Source organism: Mesorhizobium sp. M9A.F.Ca.ET.002.03.1.2, assembly GCF_003952365.1.
Lineage (GTDB): Bacteria > Pseudomonadota > Alphaproteobacteria > Rhizobiales > Rhizobiaceae > Mesorhizobium.
On the sequence record NZ_CP034443.1, the window covers coordinates 5,395,913 to 5,414,508 of the forward strand.

The 18,596-nt window shown below is 65.5% G+C and carries 19 protein-coding genes, 1 tRNA gene and 1 pseudogene; 16 read left to right on the plus strand and 5 right to left on the minus strand.

Annotation, left to right across the window (positions count from 1 at the left end):
* Positions 1–3 precede the first annotated feature (3 nt).
* The 5 genes and pseudogenes from EJ066_RS26155 to EJ066_RS26175 all read left to right on the plus strand — a co-directional run bounded on the left by EJ066_RS26155 (position 4) and on the right by EJ066_RS26175 (position 7,303).
* Complete coding sequence (locus EJ066_RS26155; protein WP_126042832.1) at positions 4–3,657, plus strand: cobaltochelatase subunit CobN; 3,654 nt, start codon at positions 4–6, stop codon at positions 3,655–3,657.
* Positions 3,654–5,177, plus strand: a pseudogene (gene cobG / locus EJ066_RS26160) (precorrin-3B synthase). The gene EJ066_RS26155 and the pseudogene cobG overlap by 4 nt, the downstream one beginning before the upstream one ends.
* Entirely contained in the window at positions 5,152–5,784 is a 633-nt protein-coding gene (locus EJ066_RS26165) for a precorrin-8X methylmutase (protein ID WP_126042833.1), read from the plus strand. The pseudogene cobG and the gene EJ066_RS26165 overlap by 26 nt, the downstream one beginning before the upstream one ends.
* Positions 5,781–6,542, plus strand: a complete 762-nt coding sequence (locus EJ066_RS26170; RefSeq protein WP_126042834.1) for a precorrin-2 C(20)-methyltransferase — start codon at positions 5,781–5,783, stop codon at positions 6,540–6,542. The genes EJ066_RS26165 and EJ066_RS26170 overlap by 4 nt, the downstream gene beginning before the upstream one ends.
* Positions 6,539–7,303: a precorrin-3B C(17)-methyltransferase gene (locus EJ066_RS26175; protein WP_126042835.1), complete on the plus strand. Its 765-nt coding sequence runs from the start codon at positions 6,539–6,541 to the stop codon at positions 7,301–7,303. The genes EJ066_RS26170 and EJ066_RS26175 overlap by 4 nt, the downstream gene beginning before the upstream one ends.
* On the opposite strand, the gene EJ066_RS26180 is transcribed toward EJ066_RS26175, so the two are convergent.
* Positions 7,267–8,028 (minus strand): cobalt-precorrin-6A reductase, encoded by a 762-nt coding sequence (locus EJ066_RS26180; RefSeq protein WP_126042836.1) that lies wholly within the window; start codon positions 8,026–8,028, stop codon positions 7,267–7,269. The two genes, EJ066_RS26175 and EJ066_RS26180, sit on opposite strands and share 37 nt — an antisense overlap.
* Before the next feature lie 196 nt (positions 8,029–8,224).
* On the opposite strand from EJ066_RS26180, the gene cbiE reads away from it, so the two are divergent.
* The 11 genes from cbiE to EJ066_RS26235 all read left to right on the plus strand — a co-directional run bounded on the left by cbiE (position 8,225) and on the right by EJ066_RS26235 (position 16,502).
* On the plus strand, positions 8,225–9,454 hold the full coding sequence (gene cbiE, locus EJ066_RS26185; protein ID WP_126042837.1) for a precorrin-6y C5,15-methyltransferase (decarboxylating) subunit CbiE: 1,230 nt from the start codon (positions 8,225–8,227) through the stop codon (positions 9,452–9,454).
* Positions 9,451–9,837 (plus strand): cobalamin biosynthesis protein, encoded by a 387-nt coding sequence (locus EJ066_RS26190; protein ID WP_126042838.1) that lies wholly within the window; start codon positions 9,451–9,453, stop codon positions 9,835–9,837. The genes cbiE and EJ066_RS26190 overlap by 4 nt, the downstream gene beginning before the upstream one ends.
* A complete protein-coding gene (gene cobM / locus EJ066_RS26195) occupies positions 9,834–10,598 on the plus strand; it encodes a precorrin-4 C(11)-methyltransferase (RefSeq protein WP_126042839.1) in 765 nt (254 codons plus the stop codon). The genes EJ066_RS26190 and cobM overlap by 4 nt, the downstream gene beginning before the upstream one ends.
* Positions 10,595–11,413 (plus strand): uroporphyrinogen-III C-methyltransferase, encoded by an 819-nt coding sequence (gene cobA, locus EJ066_RS26200; RefSeq protein WP_126042840.1) that lies wholly within the window; start codon positions 10,595–10,597, stop codon positions 11,411–11,413. The genes cobM and cobA overlap by 4 nt, the downstream gene beginning before the upstream one ends.
* Entirely contained in the window at positions 11,410–12,720 is a 1,311-nt protein-coding gene (locus EJ066_RS26205) for a cobyrinate a,c-diamide synthase (protein ID WP_126042841.1), read from the plus strand. The genes cobA and EJ066_RS26205 overlap by 4 nt, the downstream gene beginning before the upstream one ends.
* Before the next feature lie 3 nt (positions 12,721–12,723).
* Positions 12,724–13,479 (plus strand): adenosylcobinamide-GDP ribazoletransferase, encoded by a 756-nt coding sequence (cobS, locus tag EJ066_RS26210; RefSeq protein ID WP_126042842.1) that lies wholly within the window; start codon positions 12,724–12,726, stop codon positions 13,477–13,479.
* A 24-nt stretch (positions 13,480–13,503) separates the two neighbouring features.
* Entirely contained in the window at positions 13,504–14,514 is a 1,011-nt protein-coding gene (gene cobT / locus EJ066_RS26215) for a nicotinate-nucleotide--dimethylbenzimidazole phosphoribosyltransferase (protein WP_126042843.1), read from the plus strand.
* An 87-nt stretch (positions 14,515–14,601) separates the two neighbouring features.
* On the plus strand, positions 14,602–14,868 hold the full coding sequence (locus EJ066_RS26220; protein ID WP_126042844.1) for a hypothetical protein: 267 nt from the start codon (positions 14,602–14,604) through the stop codon (positions 14,866–14,868).
* 209 nt (positions 14,869–15,077) lie between these two features.
* Positions 15,078–15,153 (plus strand) — tRNA-Lys (locus EJ066_RS26225).
* 279 nt (positions 15,154–15,432) lie between these two features.
* Positions 15,433–15,756 (plus strand): hypothetical protein, encoded by a 324-nt coding sequence (locus EJ066_RS26230; RefSeq protein ID WP_126042845.1) that lies wholly within the window; start codon positions 15,433–15,435, stop codon positions 15,754–15,756.
* A gap of 440 nt (positions 15,757–16,196) precedes the next feature.
* Entirely contained in the window at positions 16,197–16,502 is a 306-nt protein-coding gene (locus EJ066_RS26235) for a hypothetical protein (RefSeq protein ID WP_126042846.1), read from the plus strand.
* Positions 16,503–16,542: 40 nt separating this feature from the next.
* Here the strand turns inward: EJ066_RS26235 and EJ066_RS26240 are convergent, their stop codons facing one another.
* The 4 genes from EJ066_RS26240 to EJ066_RS26255 are packed head-to-tail and all read right to left on the minus strand — an operon-like array spanning position 16,543 to position 18,595.
* The gene (locus tag EJ066_RS26240; protein WP_126042847.1) at positions 16,543–17,067 is read right to left on the minus strand and encodes a hypothetical protein; all 525 of its coding nucleotides are present in this window, start codon (positions 17,065–17,067) and stop codon (positions 16,543–16,545) included.
* A 1-nt stretch (position 17,068) separates the two neighbouring features.
* Positions 17,069–17,788: a hypothetical protein gene (locus tag EJ066_RS26245; protein WP_126042848.1), complete on the minus strand. Its 720-nt coding sequence runs from the start codon at positions 17,786–17,788 to the stop codon at positions 17,069–17,071.
* Position 17,789: 1 nt separating this feature from the next.
* A complete protein-coding gene (locus tag EJ066_RS26250; protein WP_126042849.1) occupies positions 17,790–18,191 on the minus strand; it encodes a hypothetical protein in 402 nt (133 codons plus the stop codon).
* Positions 18,191–18,595, minus strand: a complete 405-nt coding sequence (locus EJ066_RS26255; RefSeq protein WP_126042850.1) for a hypothetical protein — start codon at positions 18,593–18,595, stop codon at positions 18,191–18,193. Before EJ066_RS26255 ends, EJ066_RS26250 begins: the two co-directional genes overlap by 1 nt.
* Between the last annotated feature and the right edge of the window lies 1 nt (position 18,596).

Below are 18,596 nucleotides of genomic sequence, written 5' to 3' on the forward strand. Positions count from 1 at the left end.
GCGATGCACATCCTCACCACCACATCCGCCTCGCTCGACGATCTCGCCGAGCCGGTCGATCTCAGGCAGACGCCGGCGGATGTCGTGGCGCTGTCCTTCACCGACAGCGATCTGGCCGGGCTGGCGGCGGCGTGGAAAACGGACGCGGATCGCCTGCCGTCGATGCGGCTGGCGGCTTTGCGCGATCTGCGCCATCCGATGTCGGTCGATCTCTGGATTGACAGTGTCGCCCGGCACGCCAGGGTCATTCTGGTTCGCATCCTCGGTGGCTACGACTGGTGGCGCTATGGCTGCGACCAGCTCGCCTCGACCGCACGCGCACGCGGCATAAAACTGGCGCTGCTGCCCGGCGAGAGCCATGACGAGGATCTGCGGCTGATCGAAGGCTCGACCTTGCCGCGCGAAGAGCTGGACGGCCTGCTCGGCTATTTCCGCGAGGGCGGGCCGGAGAATATGACGGCGCTGGTGCGGAGGCTGGCGGGGTTGGCGGGGGCGGAAGTGGCAGTGGCCGAGCCGGTAAGCGTGCCGAAGGCGGGGCTTTACGAGCCGGGACGCGGTGTCGTCCCCCTCCTCCTTGAGGGGAGGGTCCGGCCGAAGGCCGGGGGTGGGGTCGCCTCTGAAGCGCACCGACATAAAAAAACGCCGCGCACTGCCGCGGCGACCCCACCCGGCCCTGCGGGCCACCCTCCCTTCAAGGGGGAGGGAAAGGTCGTGCCCATCCTGTTCTACCGCTCGATGCTGCTGGCCGCAGATGTCGCCCCGATCGACGCCCTTTTTGAGGCGCTGAGCGCGCGCGGCATGGCCCCCGTCCCCATCTTCGTCTCCAGCCTCAAGGACTCGGCATCCCTAACATTTGTTGAAACCGCACTGGCCGCGCTGAACCCCGCCGTAATCATCACCGCGACGGCCTTCGCCTCCGGCGCCGAGCCCGGCGTCGAAACCCTGTTCGACCGCGCCGGCGTGCCGGTGTTCCAGGTCATCGTCGCGACGACACGACGCGAGATCTGGCAGAACAACCAGCGTGGCCTGGCGCCAGCCGACCTCGCCATGCATGTCGTGCTGCCGGAGCTCGACGGCCGCATCCTCGCCGGCGCCATTTCCTTCAAGGGCGAAAGCGAGACCGACCCCGCATTGGCCTTCCGCGCGTTCGCCAACCGGCCGGAGCCGGACCGCGTAGCGCAGGTGGCGAACCGTGTCGAAGCCTTCATCCGCCTGCGGCGGACGCCGCGCAAGGAGCGCAAGCTCGCCATCCTGATCCCCGACTATCCGAGCTCGCCGGGACGCACCGGCTACGCCGTCGGCCTCGACGTGCCGTCGAGCGTGCTGGCTATGCTGCACGACCTGAGCGAACAGGGCTACGCCGTTGAGGGGATTCCACAAACGCCGCGTGAGTTGCTGGATGCGTTGCAGAAGGGCGGGCATGGATTGGGCTTGGATGAGTATCGCGCACTCTCCCGGGACCTGCCGGCCGATGCACTAAGGATCGTCGAGGAGGCATGGGGGTCGCCAGACGGCGAGATGACCGTCAAAGCCCCCCCCTCTGTCCTGCCGGACATCTCCCCCACTTGGGGGGAGATTGCGCCCCCATCACCGCTTTCGCCAATCTCCAAGGCTGCCGAGAGAGAACCGGCAGCGGAACTGCCAATCTCCCCCCTCGTGGGGGAGATGTCCGGCAGGACAGAGGGGGGCGCGACAGAACGCCAGCCTTCGCGACAAATAGGTGAAAAACACTTCCCCTTCCGCGCCGCCACCTTCGGCAACATCACCGTGGCGCTCGCCCCCGATCGCGGCCGCTCGGCCGACCGCCGAGCCGATTACCACGACCCGACCCTGCCACCGCGCCATGCGTTGATCGCCTTCGGCCTTTGGCTGCGCAAATCAATCGGCGTCCATGCCCTCGTCCATGTCGGCGCACATGGCACGCTGGAATGGCTGCCCGGCAAGACTGTCGCGCTCTCGGAAACCTGCTTTCCCGAGATCGTCACCGGCCCCCTGCCCGTCATCTATCCCTTCATCGTCTCCAATCCCGGTGAGGCCGCACAGGCCAAGCGGCGCATTGCCGCCGTCACCCTCGGCCATCTGCCGCCGCCGCTGGCCGGCGCTGGGCTCGATGAAAACCAGCACCAGCTTGAGCGGCTGGTTGACGAATATGCCCAGGCCGATGGGCTCGACCGCCGCCGCCGCGACCGCCTGGCAAGGCTGATCGTCGAGACCGCGCAAAAGACCGGCCTCGCCTCCGAAGCCGGCGTTGCCGGAACCGACGCCCCAGACGAAGCGCTGCGCCGCATCGACGCCTGGCTCTGCGACCTCAAGGATTTCGCCATCAAGGACGGCCTGCACATCTATGGCCGCTCGCCCGAGGGCGAGGTCGACCCGCTGCGCGAGCAGAGTGCGGCGGCCGAGAAGGCGGCACTCCTCGCAGCCCTTGATGGCCGCCACATTGCCGCTGGCCCCGCCGGTGCCCCAGCGCGTGGCCGGCGCGATGTGCTGCCGACCGGCCGCAATCCGTTCACATCAGACCCGCGCACAATGCCGACGCCGACCGCCTATGATCTGGGCAAGGCGGCGGCGGAAGAGGTGGTGCGCGCCTATATGCAATCGCATGGCGACTGGCCGCGTTCGCTGGTCATCGACCTCTGGGGCTCGGCCTCGCTTCGCACCGGCGGCGAGGAGATCGCGCAAGGCCTGGCGCTGATGGGTTGCCGGCCGCAATGGGATTCGGCCACCGGTCGCGTCACCGGCATCGAGGTGCTGCCGCCGGCCACGCTTGGCCGCCCGCGCGTCGACGTCACCTGGCGCATTTCAGGCCTGTTCCGCGACATGTTCCCGACGCAGATCGCGCTGATCGACGCTGCCGCCAACGCCGTCGCCGCCCGCGACGAGGACGCATCGGAAAACCCGCTCGCGGCCAGGACCCGAGCGGACGGAAAGATCAGCCCGCGCATTTTCGGCACCTCGCCCGGCACTTACGGCGCCGGCGTCGAGGATCTATTATCGAGCGGCGACTGGGCCGCGCGTCAGGACATCGGCCGCGCCTACCTCGACGCCACCTCGCATGCCTATGGCGGCGGCGAGGGCGAAGGCGTCTCAGCGCCCGGCGCGTTTGAAACTCGCATCGCCGAGGCCGACCTTCTCGTCCATCCGGGAGACGATCCCGGCCGCGACATTTTGGAAGGCTCGGCCGATGTCGCCTTCATCGGCGGATTTTCGGCAGCCCTTGCGGCACTCGGCAAGAACGCCGATGTCATCGTGCTCGACACCACGGACCCGAAAAAGCCGACGCCGCGCTCGGTTGGCGAGGCGGTGTCCCGTGTCGTGCGGGCCCGTGCTGTCAATCCGCGTTTCATATCAGGCCAGATGCGCCACGGCCCGCGCGGTGCCTCGGAATTCGCCGAGACGGTCGACCGGCTCGTCGGCTTCGCCGAAACCACCCATGCCATATCGGGCACCCTGATCGAGGCCGTGCACGACGCCTATCTCGGCGATCCCGAGGTTCGTGCCTTCATCCTGCGCGAAAACCCGGCGGCGGCGAAGGTCATAGCCGAGCGGTTTCTGTCGGCGCGGCGGCGTGGTCTTTGGCACCCGCTGCGCAATTCGATCGACGATGACCTCTCCGCATTGATTGCCGAAGCACAAGCACTTGAGGTGGCGGCATGAACGCTTTTTCGCGGCGTGGCGCCTGCCCTGCTCTGTCCGCGCCGATGCAGACCGGCGACGGCCTTCTGGTGCGGCTCAATCCGGTTGCTGGAGGATTATCGCCGAAATCCTTGATCGGGTTAGGTGAATCGGCCCTGCGGCACGGCAACGGCATCATGGAAGTGACGGCACGAGGCAGCCTGCAGATTCGCGGCCTGACGCCCGAAAGCGCACGGCTGCTTGCGGCGGAGGTCGACGCTCTCGGCATCGCGGTGCGAACCGGCGTGCCGGCCGAGACCGGGCCGCTGGCGGGCCTCGACCCGCAGGAGATCGCCGACCCTCGCCCGCTGGCAGAGCGGATTCGCAAGGCCATCGAAGATGCCGGGCTGGCGCAGCGCCTTGGCCCGAAGGTTTCGGTCGTTGTCGACGGCGGCGGAAAGCTGGCGATGGATGCGGTGACGGCCGATGTCAGGCTTGTTGCAACGCGGATCAATGAGGAAATCCAGTGGCAGGTGTCTGTTTCGGGTGGGCAGAATGCGAAGGAGCTCGTCACGGTAGAAGACGATGCGGCACGCGATATTGCCGTCGCGGTGCTCAGGATGGTCGCCGAAAAAGGTCGCGAAGCCCATGCAAAGGATTTGACGGAGAGGCAGCTGGCCTCGCTCGCAAGTTGGCGTTCCTTCGCGCCCCCCTCTGTCCTGCCGGACATCTCCCCCACAAGGGGGGAGATCGCTCTGTCGTCGCAGCTTTCGCCAATCGCCAACGGTGCTGAGCGACAGCCGTCGACGCAACTGCCGATCTCCCCCTTCGTGGGGGAGATGTCCGGCAGGACGGAGGGGGTGTGACGGAATGCCCTCCTCTCAGATCGTCTAAGCCCGTTCCTTCCCCGATCGGCCCCCTCTCCCTTAGTGGCAACACAGTCGCCCTCGGCATCGGCCTGCCCTTCGGCAGCATGCCGGCGCAAAAACTCATCGACCTCGCGCAACACGCCTTCGCCCTTGGCGCAACCGAAATCCGCCTCGCGCCACAACGCGCGTTGCTTTTCATCGGCCTTTCACCGACCGGCTGCCACTCGCTTGAGCAAGCCGCCGCCACCCTCGGCTTCGTCACCGATGCCGCCGACCCGCGCACCAGGATCGCCGCCTGCCCCGGCGCGCCCGCCTGCGCCTCCGGCCGGATCGCGACGCGCGACATCGCTGAGACCATCGCAGCGGAAAACCACGACATCCTCGATCCCTCCTTCACGCTGCACATTTCCGGCTGCGCCAAGGGCTGCGCCCATCCCGGCCCGGCGGCGCTGACCCTGGTCGGCGGCGAAAATGGAGCCGGGCTTGTCGTGGACGGGACGGCAAAGGCCCTTCCTGCCAGTTACAGGCCGGGTTATGACGCCGCGCGCGGCATCGGCCGCGTCGCGGCAGCACTCCGCAGCGCACGACTTCAAGGCGAAACCGCCGCCGCTTGCCTGGCAAGGCTCGGCACGGCCGGCGTCGTCGAAGCTTACCGACAGGAATGAGCATGCCCGCCTACGACTATATCCATGACGGCACGGCGATCTATGAGCGCTCCTTCGCCATCATTCGCGCCGAAGCCGACCTGTCGCGCTTCTCAGACGCGGAAGCCGATGTCGCCATTCGCATGATCCATGCCTGCGGCCAGGTCGAGGCCAGCAGGCACTTCGTTTTCTCCAGGGATTTCGTTGCCGCCGCGCGCACGGCGCTGGCGGCCGGCGCGCCGATCTTCTGCGACGCAGAGATGGTGTCGCATGGCGTCACCCGCGCCCGGTTGCCCGCCGGCAACGAGGTGATCTGCACGCTGCGCGACCCGCGCACCGCCGAAATCGCCAAGGAGATCGGCAACACTCGCTCGGCCGCGGCCGTCGACCTGTGGGGCGAGCGCATGGCCGGTTCGGTCGTCGCCATCGGCAATGCGCCGACCGCACTTTTCTACCTGCTGGAAAGGCTGCGCGACGGCGCGCCAAGGCCGGCAGCGATTATCGGCATGCCGGTCGGCTTTGTCGGTGCGGCCGAATCGAAGGATGCGCTGGCCGAAAATTCCTATGGCGTGCCCTTTGCCATCGTGCGCGGCAGGTTGGGCGGCAGCGCCATGACCGCCGCAGCGGTCAACGCGCTGGCGAGGCCGGGCCTGTGAAAGCGATTGCAAAAGGCAGGCTTATAGGCGTCGGCACCGGTCCCGGCGACCCCGAACTACTGACGCTGAAGGCCGTGCGCGCGCTGGCCGAGGCCGACGTCGTCGCGCATTTCGCCAAGCGCGGCAACAACAGCAACGCGCGCGCCATCGTCGGCGACCATTTTCGTCCTGATTTGATCGAGTTGCCGCTGCTCTATCCCGTGACCACCGAAATCGACAAGGATCACAGCGATTACCGGTCGCAGATAACGGAGTTCTACGAAGAATCGGCCGAAAAGGTCGCCGAGCACCTCAGCGCCGGCAGGACGGTCGCCGTGCTCTCGGAAGGCGACCCGCTTTTCTACGGCTCCTACATGCATCTGCATGTTAGGCTGGCGCACCGCTTCCCGACCGAAATCATTCCCGGCGTCACCGCCATGTCCGGCTGCTGGTCGGCGACCGGCCTGCCGATCGTGCAGGGCGACGACGTGCTGACCGTGCTGCCGGGCACGATGAGCGAATTCGAGCTGACGCGCCGCCTCGCCGACACCGATGCCGCGGTCATCATGAAGGTTGGCCGCAACCTGCCCAAGATCAGGCGCGCACTGGAGGCGACCGGCAAGCTGGCGCGTGCCGTCTACGTCGAGCGCGGCACCATGCCGGGCGGTGTCTCGATGCGGCTGGCCGACAAGCAGGACGACAAGGCGCCCTACTTCGCCATCGTGCTGGTGGCCGGTTGGTCCGGCCGTCCCGAAGCGCTGATGGAGGCCGGGGCATGAGTGGCCGCCTGACCGTCATTGGCCTTGGGCCCGGAAATGCCGACCAGGTCACTCCGGAAGCGAGCCGCGCTGTCGCCGAGGCAAAATTCTTCTATGGCTACAAACCCTATCTCGACCGGCTCGACCTGCGCGCCGACCAAGCCCGCGTCGCCTCCGACAATCGCGAGGAGCTTTCCCGCGCCAAGGATGCGCTGGCAAAGGCTGCGCAGGGCCATGCTGTCGCCGTCGTCTCGGGCGGCGATCCCGGCGTCTTTGCCATGGCGGCGGCCGTCTGCGAGGCAATCGAGGCCGGCCCGGCCGAATGGCATTCCGTCGACGTGGCGATGCTGCCCGGCATCACCGCCATGCTCGCGGTCGCTGCCCGCATCGGTGCGCCGCTTGGCCATGATTTCTGCGCCATCTCGCTGTCCGACAATCTGAAGCCCTGGGATCTGATCGAACTGCGGCTGTTGGCGGCGGCGGGCGCCGGTTTCGTCATCGCGCTCTACAATCCGATCAGCAAGGCGCGCCCCTGGCAGCTTGGCCGCGCCTTCGAATGCCTGACGGCGATCCTGCCGGGCACCACGCCGGTGATCTTCGGCCGTGCCGCCGGCCGCCCCGACGAGCGCATCGACGTCTATTTGCTGGCAGACGCCGATGCCGAGAAGGCAGATATGGCGACCTGCATCATCATCGGCTCGCCGGAAACCAGGATCATCAAGCGCGGTGAAAAACCGGCGCTGGTCTACACGCCGCGTTCCGCAGCAGGCTCGAGAAAATGATCGATCATCGCGGCAAGCGATTCGACGGTCTCAGCCGACGTAACGTCCGGCAGCGCCGGCCTGCGGATCATGACCACCTCGATGCCGAGCGCCCGCGCGGCCGCGATCTTGCCGTAGGTCGCCTCGCCGCCACTGTTCTTGGATATGACGACATCGACGCGGTGGCTTTCGAGCAGCGCGCGCTCATCGGCCCCACGAAACGGCCCGCGCGCCAACAGATAGGTCGCATCGGGCACCGCAAGTTTTGGCTCGACCGGATCGACGCTGCGGATGAGGTAATGATGCTGGGGGGCGGCCTCGAATGCGGCGACCTCTTGCCGGCCGAGCGCCAGGAAGGCGCGGCGCGGCGAGGGTCCCAAGGCGTTGAGCGCATCGGCAACGCTATCGACCAGCGTCCAGCGATCGCCTTCGACAGGCGCCCAGCCTGGACGCCTGAGCGCAAGGATCCGCACGCCGGTCTTGCCTGCCGCTTCCGACGCATTGGCGGAGATTTGCGCCGCATAGGGGTGTGTGGCATCGATCAGCAGGTCGATGCGGGTCTCGCGGAGATATGCCGCCAGCCCTTCAGCGCCGCCGAAGCCACCCGAGCGGATGGGCACACCTTGCGCAACCGGGTTTTCGGTACGGCCGGCCAGCGAAAGTGTCACCGAGTGATCGGCAGCGGCCAGCTTTCCCGCCAGTTGCCGGGCCTCCGTGGTTCCGCCGAGGATCAGAATTTTCTTCATGGGCACCATATTGGACCGCGTCGGCGCTGCCCCACACCCTTACCCTCTCCCCGTGAGGAACGGGGAGAGGGGGGCGTCAGCGTTGGAGCTTCTCCCTTCTCCCCGTCACCATACGGGGAGAAGGTGCCGGTCCACCCTCCGCAGCTGCAGCGCAGCTGCTGCGGAGGACGGGCAGACGGATGAGGGGCGGCGCGGCATGTCAAATAGTAAACAGCCAACACCCAAATGGCTCACCGTCGTCGGCATCGGCGAGGACGGTGTAACCGGTCTCGGCGACGAGGCCAAGCGGTTGATCGCCGAGGCTGAATTCATCTTCGGCGGCACGCGGCACCTTGCGCTGGTGGCATCCCTCATCAAAGGCGAAGCACGCGCCTGGCCAAGCCCTTTCGATGCGGAAATGCGCGACGTGCTGGCGCTCGCGGGCAAAAGGGTCTGCGTGCTCGCCTCCGGCGATCCGTTTTTCCACGGCGTCGGCGTCACCCTCGCCCGCAAGGTTCCTCCCGAAGAGACGCGCGTGATCCCCGCTTCTTCGGCCATGTCGCTGGCCGCTGGCCGCCTCGGCTGGGCGCTGCAGGATATCGAGACCATTTCGCTGCACGGCCGCTCGCTCGACCTGATCCGGCCACTGCTGCATCCGGACGCCCGCATCGTCGCGCTGACCTCCGATGGCGACGCGCCGGCAGCGATTGCGCGCCTGCTGACCGAACTCGGCTTCGGCGCCTCACGGCTGACGGTTCTGGAGGCATTGGGCGGCCCGAACGAAAGGTTGCGCTCGGCGCGCGCGGACGCCTTCGACCTCGAAAAGATCAATCCCCTCAACGTGCTGGCAATCGAAGTTGACTCAACTTCGGAGGCACGCATCTTGCCGCTGACGTCAGGCCTTGCCGACAACCTGTTCGAGCATGACGGCCAGATCACCAAGCGCGAGATCCGCGCGATCACCCTGTCCGCCCTGGCCCCCAGGCGCGGCGAATTGCTGTGGGATATCGGCGCGGGTTCGGGCTCGATCGGCATCGAATGGATGCTGGCCCACCCATCCACGCGCGCCATTGCTATCGAAGCCGATCCGGCCCGCGCCGCCCGCATCCGCCGCAACGCTTCCACCTGCGGCGTTCCCGGTCTTGCTGTCATCGAAGGTTCGGCACCGCAGGCGCTTGCCGGGCTGGAAGCGCCGGACGCGATGTTCATCGGCGGTGGCGGCAGCGATCCCGGCGTGCTGGATGCAGCCATCGGCGTCTTGCCCGCCGGAGGCCGGCTCGTCGCCAATGCGGTGACGCTGGAGATGGAGGCGCTGCTTCTCGCCCGTCACGCCGCGCTTGGCGGCGATCTGATCCGCATCGCTATATCCCGTGCTTCGCCGGTTGGTTCGATGCAGGCCTGGCGGCCGGCCATGCCGGTCACCCAATGGAGCTGGGTGAAACCATGATGGTCGCGGGCATCGGCAGCCGTAAGGGTGTGAGCGTCGAAGACGTGCTTGCAGCGATAGAAACCGCGCTGGAAGCACATGGGCTGGCGATGACGGCGCTTTCGGCGCTCGCAACCGCTTCTCTGAAGCAGAATGAGCGGGCAATCTTCTCCGCGGGGCGCGAACTCGCCCTGCCGGTGATCGTTATCGGGAACGCAGCACTCAAGGCCGTGTCGTCTCGCACAATCAGCCGCTCGGATCTGTCGCAGGCACTCGCCGGTACGCCCTCGGTCTCCGAAGCCTCCGCGCTTGCCGCAGCCGGCGCCGGCGCAAAACTGCTTGGGCCGCGCACCGTGCTCGGCCCGGTCACCTGCGCCATCGCCATCAGCGGAGATGCGGCATGACCGTCCATTTCATCGGCGCTGGACCGGGCGCAGCCGACCTGATCACCTTGCGCGGCATGAGATTGCTGGCAAGCTGCCCGGTTTGCCTCCATGCCGGCTCGATCATTGCCCCGGAACTGTTGCAGCACTGCGCGCCCGGCACGAAATTGATAGACACCGCGCCGATGTCGCTCGATGAGATCGAGGCCGAGTATCTGGCGGCCCACCAGGCTGGCCACGATGTCGCCCGCCTGCACTCCGGCGATCTTTCCGTGTGGAGCGCCGTTGCCGAGCAGATTCGCCGGCTGGAAAAGCACGGCATTCCCTATACGCTGACGCCGGGCGTACCCTCGTTCGCCGCCGCGGCGGCAGCGCTGCGCCGCGAACTGACCATTCCCGAAGTCGCGCAGAGCCTGGTGCTGACACGCATTTCCGGCCGCGCGTCAAAGATGCCGCCCGGCGAAACGCTTGCCGGCTTCGGCCGCACCGGCGCCACGCTTGCGGTCCATCTCGCCATCCATGCCATCGACCGCGTCGTCGCCGAATTGACGCCGTTCTATGGCACGGACTGCCCGGTGGCTGTCGTCTTCCGCGCCTCCTGGCCGGACGAGCGCGTGCTGACCGGCACGCTGGCGACCATCGAGGCGCAACTGGCCGCCGATCCGATGGAGCGCACGGCGATCATCTTCGTCGGCCGCTCGCTGGCGGCGGAAGGCTTTGGCGAAAGCTCACTTTACGACGCCCATTACCAGCGGCGTTTTCGCGGACGGGACGGATTGTGAACGACGGCACCGGAAACAGGGGCGGAAACGCGACGGTCGAACAGGCTTTGGCCCGGCTGAACTTCAAGCCGCGCCAGTTGCAGCCAGGCCATGTCTGGCTGGCCGGCGCCGGCCCCGGCGATCCCGGCTGCCTGACGCTGGACGTGCTGACGGCACTTGGGCAGTGCGATGCTCTCGTCTACGACGCGCTGGTCTCGCCCGATATCGTCGCCGTCGCCGAAGGTGCCGAACTGTTCTATGCCGGCAAGCGCGGCGGCCAGCCCTCGATGAAGCAGGATGACATCACCGCTTTGCTGGTACGGCTGGCGCGGGAAGGCCGCCGCGTCGTCAGGCTGAAGGGTGGCGACCCCTATATTTTCGGCCGCGGCGGCGAAGAGGCGCTGGCGCTCGCGCGGGAAGGTATTGCCTTTCGCGTCCTGTCCGGCCTCACCTCGGGCCTCAGCGCGTTTGCCGGAGCCGGCATCCCGGCCACCATGCGCGGCATCAACAAGGCGGTGATCCTGGCCACTGGCCATGCCGCCGGCACCGATGACGACCTCGACTGGGCGGCAATCGCCCGTACCGGGCAACCGGTCGTCGTCTATATGGGCATGGCCAATCTGCCGCTGATCGCCGGCGCGCTGCTCGACGGCGGCCTGGCGCCGTCGACGCCCGCCGCGGTGATCGTCGCCGCCACGACGCCGCAGGAACGCATTGTCGTCGCCACGCTCGCCACCATTGCCGAGGAAGCGGCCGCCGCCGGGCTGTCTTCGCCCGCGTTGATTGTCATCGGCGGCATCGTCGCGATGCGTGCGGCATTGGCGGGCGCGCCATGACCCGGGCGATCATCATCGGCGCATCGCGCTCGGGCTCGGGCAAGACCAGCGTCACCATCGGTATCCTGCGCGCGCTGGCCCGGCGCGGTCTGAAAGTGCGCGGCGCGAAGTCCGGCCCCGACTATATCGACCCCGGCTTCCACACCGCCGCCACCGGTCTGTCCGGCGTCAATCTCGACAGCTGGGCAATGCCGCCTGCCCTGCTCAACGGGCTGGCTGCGCAAGCAACGCGGGATGCCGATTTCATCTTCCTCGAAAGCGCGATGGGCCTGTTCGACGGGATTCCTGCTCCTGAAGGTCGCACCGGCTCGGCCGCCGACCTCGCGCGGCTCTACGGCCTGCCGGTGCTGCTGGTGCTCGACGTTTCCGGGCAATCCACCACGGCGGCCGCCGTCGCCAAGGGTTTTGCCACCTACGATCCGGATGTGCGTATGGCCGGCGTCGTGCTCAACCGGCTGGGCAGCGAGCGCCACCGCCGGCTCTGCGGCGACGCCATCGAGGCGATCGGCCTGCCTGTCGTCGGGGCGATCCTGCGTGATCCCTCGCTCAGCCTGCCCGAACGCCATCTCGGCCTCGTCCAGGCCGGCGAATATGACAACCTGATGGCACATCTCGACCGGCTGGCCGACATGGTCGAACGTTCGCTCGACCTCGACGCCATCATGGCGCTGGCGACGCCATTCACGCCTGCGCCCGGCAATTTCGGCGACGCCTTGCAACCGCCCGGCCAACGCATCGCATTGGCGCAGGACGCCGCCTTCACCTTCCTCTATCCGCATGTCGTCGCGCATTGGCGCAAGGCGGGCGCCGAGATCGTCCCCTTCTCGCCGCTCGCCGACGAAGCGCCCAGCGTCAACTGCGATGTCTGCTGGCTGCCCGGCGGCTATCCCGAGCTTCATGCCGGTCGCCTGGCTGCTGCCGCGAACTTCCGGGCGGGCGTGGCAAAATTCGCCGCGACACGGCCGGTGCACGGCGAGTGCGGCGGCTTCATGGTGCTCGGCGAAGCGCTGGAAGACGCCTCGGGCGAGACGCACGGGATGCTCGGCCTGCTTGGCCATTCGACCAGCTTCGCCAAACGGAAGATGAACCTCGGCTACCGCGAAGCGCGCCTGCGCGCCGATTGTCCGCTGGGAACCCAAGGCACCCTGATCCGCGGCCATGAATTCCACTATGCGCAGATGATTGCGACCGGCAATGACGAGCCGCTGGCCGACCTCGCCGACGGGCAGGGCAATCCGCTCGGCGCGTCCGGTTACCGGCGCGGCCATGTCAGCGGCACGTTCTTCCATGCGATTGCGAGGGGCTAGAACATGATCCCCCGGCAAGTCCTCGACGACATCGCGCTTTGCCTCGTCTTCTTCACGCGGCTGCCGCTGCCGGTCGTCGACTTGCGCGGTCGCAACCTTGCCGCCGCGATCTGGGCGGCGCCCGTCGTCGGCCTCGCCGTCGCATTGATCGGCGCCGTGGTCTACGCTGTCGCGACAAAACTCGGCCTCGCCGCGGGGCCGGCCGCGGCGCTGGCGCTTGCCGCCACGCTGCTCGCCACCGGCTGCCTGCATGAAGACGGGTTTTCGGATGTCGCCGACGGTTTTGGCGGCGGCAAGACGCGCGAGAAGAAACTGGAGATCATGCGCGACAGCCGCATCGGCACCTATGGTGCCTGCGCGCTCGGCGTCTCGCTGCTGATCCGCTGGAGCGTGCTTTCGGAATTTGCCAGCCCGGCGCAAGTTTTCTGGGCTCTGATTGCCGCCCATGCCGCCTCGCGCGGCCTGCTCGGCGCCTTCATGCACCTGCTGCCGCCGGCCCGCAGCGACGGCCTCTCGGCCGATGCAGGCACCGTCTCGGCCGAAGCCGCTGGCATCGGCGCCATGCTTGGCGCCGTCGCGTTGCTGGCGCTAGGGCTCGGCGGTGCGATTGCCTCGCTGGTCCTGCTCGGCCTCCTGTTCACCGCCTTTCGCGCGCTGTGCCTCAACCAGATCGGCGGCCAGACCGGCGACACGGTCGGCGCCCTGCAGCAGCTTGGCGAGATCGCAATCCTGCTCGTTGCTTCCGTTGCCCTTTCCTGACTCTGTTTTGGAGAAATCTTCCCCATGTCTTTCAAATCGTTCGATGAATTGCGCGCAGCCTGTCTCGACTTGCCAGCTGGCAGCGACGCCGCGGTAAATGCCGTCGCCCGCCGCCAGGACACGCTGACCAAGCCGCAAGGCAGTCTTGGCCGGCTGGAGGCAATAGCCGCATGGCTGGCCCGCTGGCAGGGCCGCGACATGCCGAAGCTCGACCGGGTGAAAGTCTTCGTCTTTGCCGGCAACCATGGCGTCACCGCGCTGGGCGTGTCGGCGTTCCCGTCTGAAGTCACCGTACAGATGGTGGCGAACTTCGCTGGCGGCGGTGCCGCCATCAACCAGCTCGCCCGCATCGCCGGCGCCGATCTCGACGTCATCCCGTTCGATCTCGATCACCCGACCGGCGACTTCACGCAAGAACCGGCAATGGACGACGAGGCCTTCCTCGCCGCCGTCTCGGCCGGTCACAGTGCGGTGACGAAAGACCTCGACCTCGTCTGTTTCGGTGAAATGGGCATCGGCAACACCACGCCGGCGGCAGCCATTTCGGCTGCCTTGTTCGGCGGCGGCGCGGAAAAATGGACCGGGCGCGGCACCGGCGTCGACGATGCCGGACTGGTGCGCAAGATCACCGCCATCGAGGCAGGCCTCAAGCGCCACGCCGAGGCGCTTGCCGATCCGCTGAAAATCGCGGCAGCGCTTGGCGGGCGCGAACTCGCCGCCATTTTCGGCGCAACGCTGGCCGCGCGCCATTTAGGCGTGCCGGTGCTGCTCGACGGCTTCGTCTGCACCGCCGCCGCCGCACCCCTGGCAGGGCTGCATCCCGCCGGCCTCGCCCACACGCTTGCCGCCCATGTCTCGGCCGAGTCCGGCCACCGCCGCCTGCTGGAAGTGCTCGGGCTGCCGCCGCTGCTCGATCTCGGCATGCGGCTCGGCGAAGGCTCCGGCGCCTGCCTGGCCGTCAACATCGTCCGCTCGGCGCTCGAATGCCATGCCCGCATGGCAAGTTTTGCCGAGGCCGGTGTTTCGGAGAAATAGCCGCGACTTTACCGCACCGCCGGGGAAGGCTCCCTGCGTAAAGACGGTATCTTCCGTTCCCCGGCAAGTCTGCAATAAATCTGGAGGATGAAAAAGCTTCATCCCGGTGCCGCTGCTGCGCTTCTTGCTGTTCTCGTTGGCATTGCGCTTCGGCGCAATGGCTATTCGAGCCACGGCCCGATCGACACCGCTCTTTTTGTTGTTTTTCTGGTTTTCTTCTGGTGGCTGATCAGCGATTTTTCAGGAGGGAAGGCCAGTGTTGATGCAGACGGCCATCAGAGCGCGAACACTGGCATCGCTTTTCGATTTGGCAGGTTTCTGAGCCGCATTTTTCGTGGCAATCGCGGCCTTTGATTTCCTGCAATCAACCATAATTCTTGCCGTATGCCGGAACCAGCGCTTGGAACAGGCTACTACGTGAATAGGGAACCAACCAGTCAGGACTGAAAGTCCATGCGCTGTGGAGGTCCCAAAGCGATTTGTCGGGAAATGACTCCGGTAGGGCTGGACATGGCGGATGGCGGCGGCTATATGCCCGCCGACGCTGGGTTTACCGGCCGTGTGGGTGTGTAGCTCAGTTGGTAGAGCAGCTGACTCTTAATCAGCGGGTCCACAGTTCGATCCTGTGCACACCCACCATTCGCAACCTCAAACAGCACAAGGGTTTGCGGAAATTCAGCGGACGGTTTTTTCGCTGAAGATTTTGGACTTAGTAACGGCTTAGTAAGGGCGGGCACGGATTTGACTCCGGACCGTTTCCTTGATCTAATTGTCGGTGAGCTTTCCAGCTCGTTCTCCAGTTCTTCAGTTCAGCCACACTGGGGCGGAAGCGCAGGTGCCAAAAGGCCTGCAGGTCCGCTGCGGTGCGTCGTGCTGCGGTCCTAGTGCTTCCGACGCACCATAAAGGATCTATGGCACATGAAGGAAACTGCACTTGAACTGATCGTTCCAGGGGAAGCCCTACGGGACGAATCAATCACCATCGAAACAAGCGATCCTGCCGCCGGTTGGCGGAGGGAGCATACGATGAGAATGGTTGATCAACTTCCTGGATGCTCCGGGGTTGTTGCTCGGGTCGATCTCGATAACGGTTTGGTGCTTTTCGTCTCCGGTTTGTATCTCATCGAGGACGAGAAGCCATCGCACCATGAGCGTCGTCTTCGGCGTATGCACCGGGAGTTCCGGGCATGGAAGCGCCGGCACGGCGTTGAGGACGTGAACTTCAACGTTTCAGTTCACTGATCTTCAGGCACAGGCGGCCAAAGCCGCCGCTACAGCCGCAGAGCAAGTGCGCGCTGCCCCAAGTGTGCGGGCGGCGCGTCCTCGCGCTGTACGCGGCCCCTAGTGGGAGGAATACAGCGCGACCACGGCAATGAGGTAGGAGAGGGCAATCAGGAGGTAGGCGATCTGGAGAGAAGTCATCTTGGGCGAATCCCTTGTTGAAAGATGACCCCCTACATACTCTTCCTTCTGGCGCTGATTGCTACTTACCTGCACGCAATACACAGAGAACGGTGTCGATGCCCGCTGTTCACAGGAAACTTATTTCGTCCACAGCAGGGTTGCGTCTTGACACGTTTTTCCCTTGCTGGCGGCAGGCAACTGCCAGTTCGTCTACCTACACGGCGCGCTGTCTTACACCCTGTCTTCGTCCATCAAGGACGCAACAGGAGAAACCAGCAATGCCCAAGAAGACAGAGACCGCCGCTAAGCCTGCCACCAAGAAGTCGATAGTCGAGGAAATGCTGCGCGGGGGCGGCGTGAGCGTCGCCGCTATTGCCGAGAAGCTTTCAATCAGCAAGCCGGCCGCATACAGTTTGATCGGCGACGTGAAGCGCAGCGGTGTCGCTATCAGCGGCACTATGCGCGACGGCGCGATGCACTATTCAGCCGTCGCTGAAAAGAGCACCAAAGCAAAGGCTGCCCGCGCGTTCGGCAAGGGGCAAGCCATCGACGTGGACCGAGGTTCGCCCGACGCGCTAGCATAACGCCACACGATCTACCACGGAGGGGCGCTTCGCGGCTCGCTTAGCGCCCCCGTTGCTGACCGGCCGCAACCCTGTTGATCATCTGCGCGAACCGTCCCACGGGTACCGCACGCTTCGCCGGCCGGTACCCAACTCCATCGTCGGATTCAAGGAAAGCGGTCAGCACCTTCTCCACCGGGAACGCACCGTAGGCCGTTTTCGCCACCACGGTCGCACCGCTGCCGTCATCAGACGGCTGCACCACGAACTCGTTCCGCTCCAGCAGCAGCGCCGCCAATCCTTCATGGAGTTCCGACTTCACATTGGCGCGCTTGATAGCCGCCATGAGCGACGACATTACCGTGCCCTGGCTTTTCTGGAATTTCGAATGCTTGGCTTTGAGGCTCTCCACCGCAGTATCAAGCGCCGTCTTTTCCGCATGCAGCGCCTTTAGCTCCCGCCCCAACGCCGTCAAAACGAACGTCGAAGGGTGGGCGGGGTCCTCAGCATAGGCAGCTTTGAGATCGTCGGGCACATCGTCCAGCGTCTCGACCAAATCCGGATAAGCGAAAGCTGAGTCAGCCATTTTATGCCGCATCCTTGTACAACGCCGCCAATTCCTCACGCGCCCGCTGCGCAGCCTGGGCGAGCGTAACGGCTGGTGAATTGGCGACGCGCTCGACAAAGCCCACAAAAGCTTCGCCTTGCCGCTCAGCCATTGCCAGCGCTTTTTTCAGGCGGCGCGAGCGCTCATATTGGGCAGGAAAGAACTGGCTCCTGTAGCGGTGCCTCACTATCTCCAGATGGGCAGTGGTGAAGCCCGACATGTAGGCGGGCAGTGGCGAACGCAGAATCGCACCCAGCACCGTTTTGTTGCCGGTCTTGAATGCGTCGTTGATTGCCGCCTTTCGCTGAGCGTCCGTCATGGCTTTGAACGCGTCGCGAATTTCCCTCTCGAAATGGACCGTGGCGGGCGACTCAGCCGGAGCAGCCGATTCCCTCTCGAACTCGTCTATCGCGCTGGCAACTTTCGTCCTGGCGGCATCGAGCTTCGTCGCAACTGCGGCGGATGACGACAGCGCATGGGTTCGAACTTGCAAAAGCCCGGCGTCGGGCATCTGCGTCTTGTCGCGCATCGTGACTTCCACGAACTTCACAATGCGCTGCGCCGCTTCGCGCGCCGCTTTGACCGCTCCCGCAAGATCGTCCAGATCGTCGTCTGCCACCTTTTCGCGGGTCGCAGGATCAACTGCAAGAAACTGTTCGATCAGCCGTTCATCGACTGACATGGGCGCATCGACTGCCATGTTACTTCTCCATCAGGCGTTTCGAATTTTCGATCACAAGCATCCAATAGTTCGTGCGCACAACGGCGGGAGCAATGTCAATGAAACCCACGCCGGTGAAATGTCTGCGGCGCGGTGCAAGCATGATGCGAACCACGTCGCCCCCTTTTTCGAAGCACATGAACTCGCCCCTGTTGCCGTCGACCACGACTTTGTCACCGGATTTGAAGACCGGCCTCTCTATCAGGGCCAATCCTTCCACCCTCTTCTGGCTTGAAGAGTATGTTCCAAACGAGGTTTTGCGGAGCAACTTCGCATTGCGTCCCTGCGGGCTGACAACAAAACCCGCCACCACCCATTTGCACCATGGCCCGGCTGCTGCCGACACGTGCACGATGTCGCCAACCTGTGCCAATTCGGCCATCAGATTGCCCCCTCGTGCGTTCGCATGTCCGCCGTATCAAAGCTCCTGATCGTCGGGCGCAGTGCGAGGAGCGATGCTTGCCAGCGCCATAGCGAGGTGAACGTGCCATCCTCCATGCGGAAGAAAATGAACAAGCCATCGGAGCTATACGCTTCGACAGGCTCGCCCTCGACAATGAAGCGCTGCCCTTTTCTAAAAAGGGGGCCGGCTTGCCAGCCGAGGTAAATGTCATCTTCGGCCTGCATCGTGGCGACGAGATCAATATCCCCGTCCGCGTTCTTTTCATCACGAATGAGGAAGACGTGCCCGCCGTTGCCCAAGCAAGGGAACATGTGTTCGGGAATGACGAAAGCAACGACCCATGTTGCGCCTGAATTTCCCCTGACGTAGTCGCCCGTTCGCATT

Bases quoted from the DNA above. Each gene is read 5' to 3' on its own strand.
- EJ066_RS26240 (WP_126042847.1), bottom strand. From the start codon at position 17,067: ATGGCTGACTCAGCTTTCGCTTATCCGGATTTGGTCGAGACGCTGGAC.
- cobT (WP_126042843.1), top strand. From the start codon at position 13,504: ATGTCTTTCAAATCGTTCGATGAATTGCGCGCAGCCTGTCTCGACTTG.
- cobM (WP_126042839.1), top strand. From the start codon at position 9,834: ATGACCGTCCATTTCATCGGCGCTGGACCGGGCGCAGCCGACCTGATC.
- EJ066_RS26235 (WP_126042846.1), top strand. From the start codon at position 16,197: ATGCCCAAGAAGACAGAGACCGCCGCTAAGCCTGCCACCAAGAAGTCG.
- EJ066_RS26155 (WP_126042832.1), top strand. From the start codon at position 4: ATGCACATCCTCACCACCACATCCGCCTCGCTCGACGATCTCGCCGAG.
- EJ066_RS26220 (WP_126042844.1), top strand. From the start codon at position 14,602: ATGAAAAAGCTTCATCCCGGTGCCGCTGCTGCGCTTCTTGCTGTTCTC.
- EJ066_RS26190 (WP_126042838.1), top strand. From the start codon at position 9,451: ATGATGGTCGCGGGCATCGGCAGCCGTAAGGGTGTGAGCGTCGAAGAC.
- cbiE (WP_126042837.1), top strand. From the start codon at position 8,225: ATGTCAAATAGTAAACAGCCAACACCCAAATGGCTCACCGTCGTCGGC.
- EJ066_RS26255 (WP_126042850.1), bottom strand. From the start codon at position 18,595: ATGCGAACGGGCGACTACGTCAGGGGAAATTCAGGCGCAACATGGGTC.
- EJ066_RS26175 (WP_126042835.1), top strand. From the start codon at position 6,539: ATGAGTGGCCGCCTGACCGTCATTGGCCTTGGGCCCGGAAATGCCGAC.
- EJ066_RS26245 (WP_126042848.1), bottom strand. From the start codon at position 17,788: ATGGCAGTCGATGCGCCCATGTCAGTCGATGAACGGCTGATCGAACAG.
- cobS (WP_126042842.1), top strand. From the start codon at position 12,724: ATGATCCCCCGGCAAGTCCTCGACGACATCGCGCTTTGCCTCGTCTTC.
- EJ066_RS26165 (WP_126042833.1), top strand. From the start codon at position 5,152: ATGCCCGCCTACGACTATATCCATGACGGCACGGCGATCTATGAGCGC.
- EJ066_RS26230 (WP_126042845.1), top strand. From the start codon at position 15,433: ATGAAGGAAACTGCACTTGAACTGATCGTTCCAGGGGAAGCCCTACGG.
- EJ066_RS26180 (WP_126042836.1), bottom strand. From the start codon at position 8,028: ATGAAGAAAATTCTGATCCTCGGCGGAACCACGGAGGCCCGGCAACTG.
- EJ066_RS26250 (WP_126042849.1), bottom strand. From the start codon at position 18,191: ATGGCCGAATTGGCACAGGTTGGCGACATCGTGCACGTGTCGGCAGCA.
- EJ066_RS26205 (WP_126042841.1), top strand. From the start codon at position 11,410: ATGACCCGGGCGATCATCATCGGCGCATCGCGCTCGGGCTCGGGCAAG.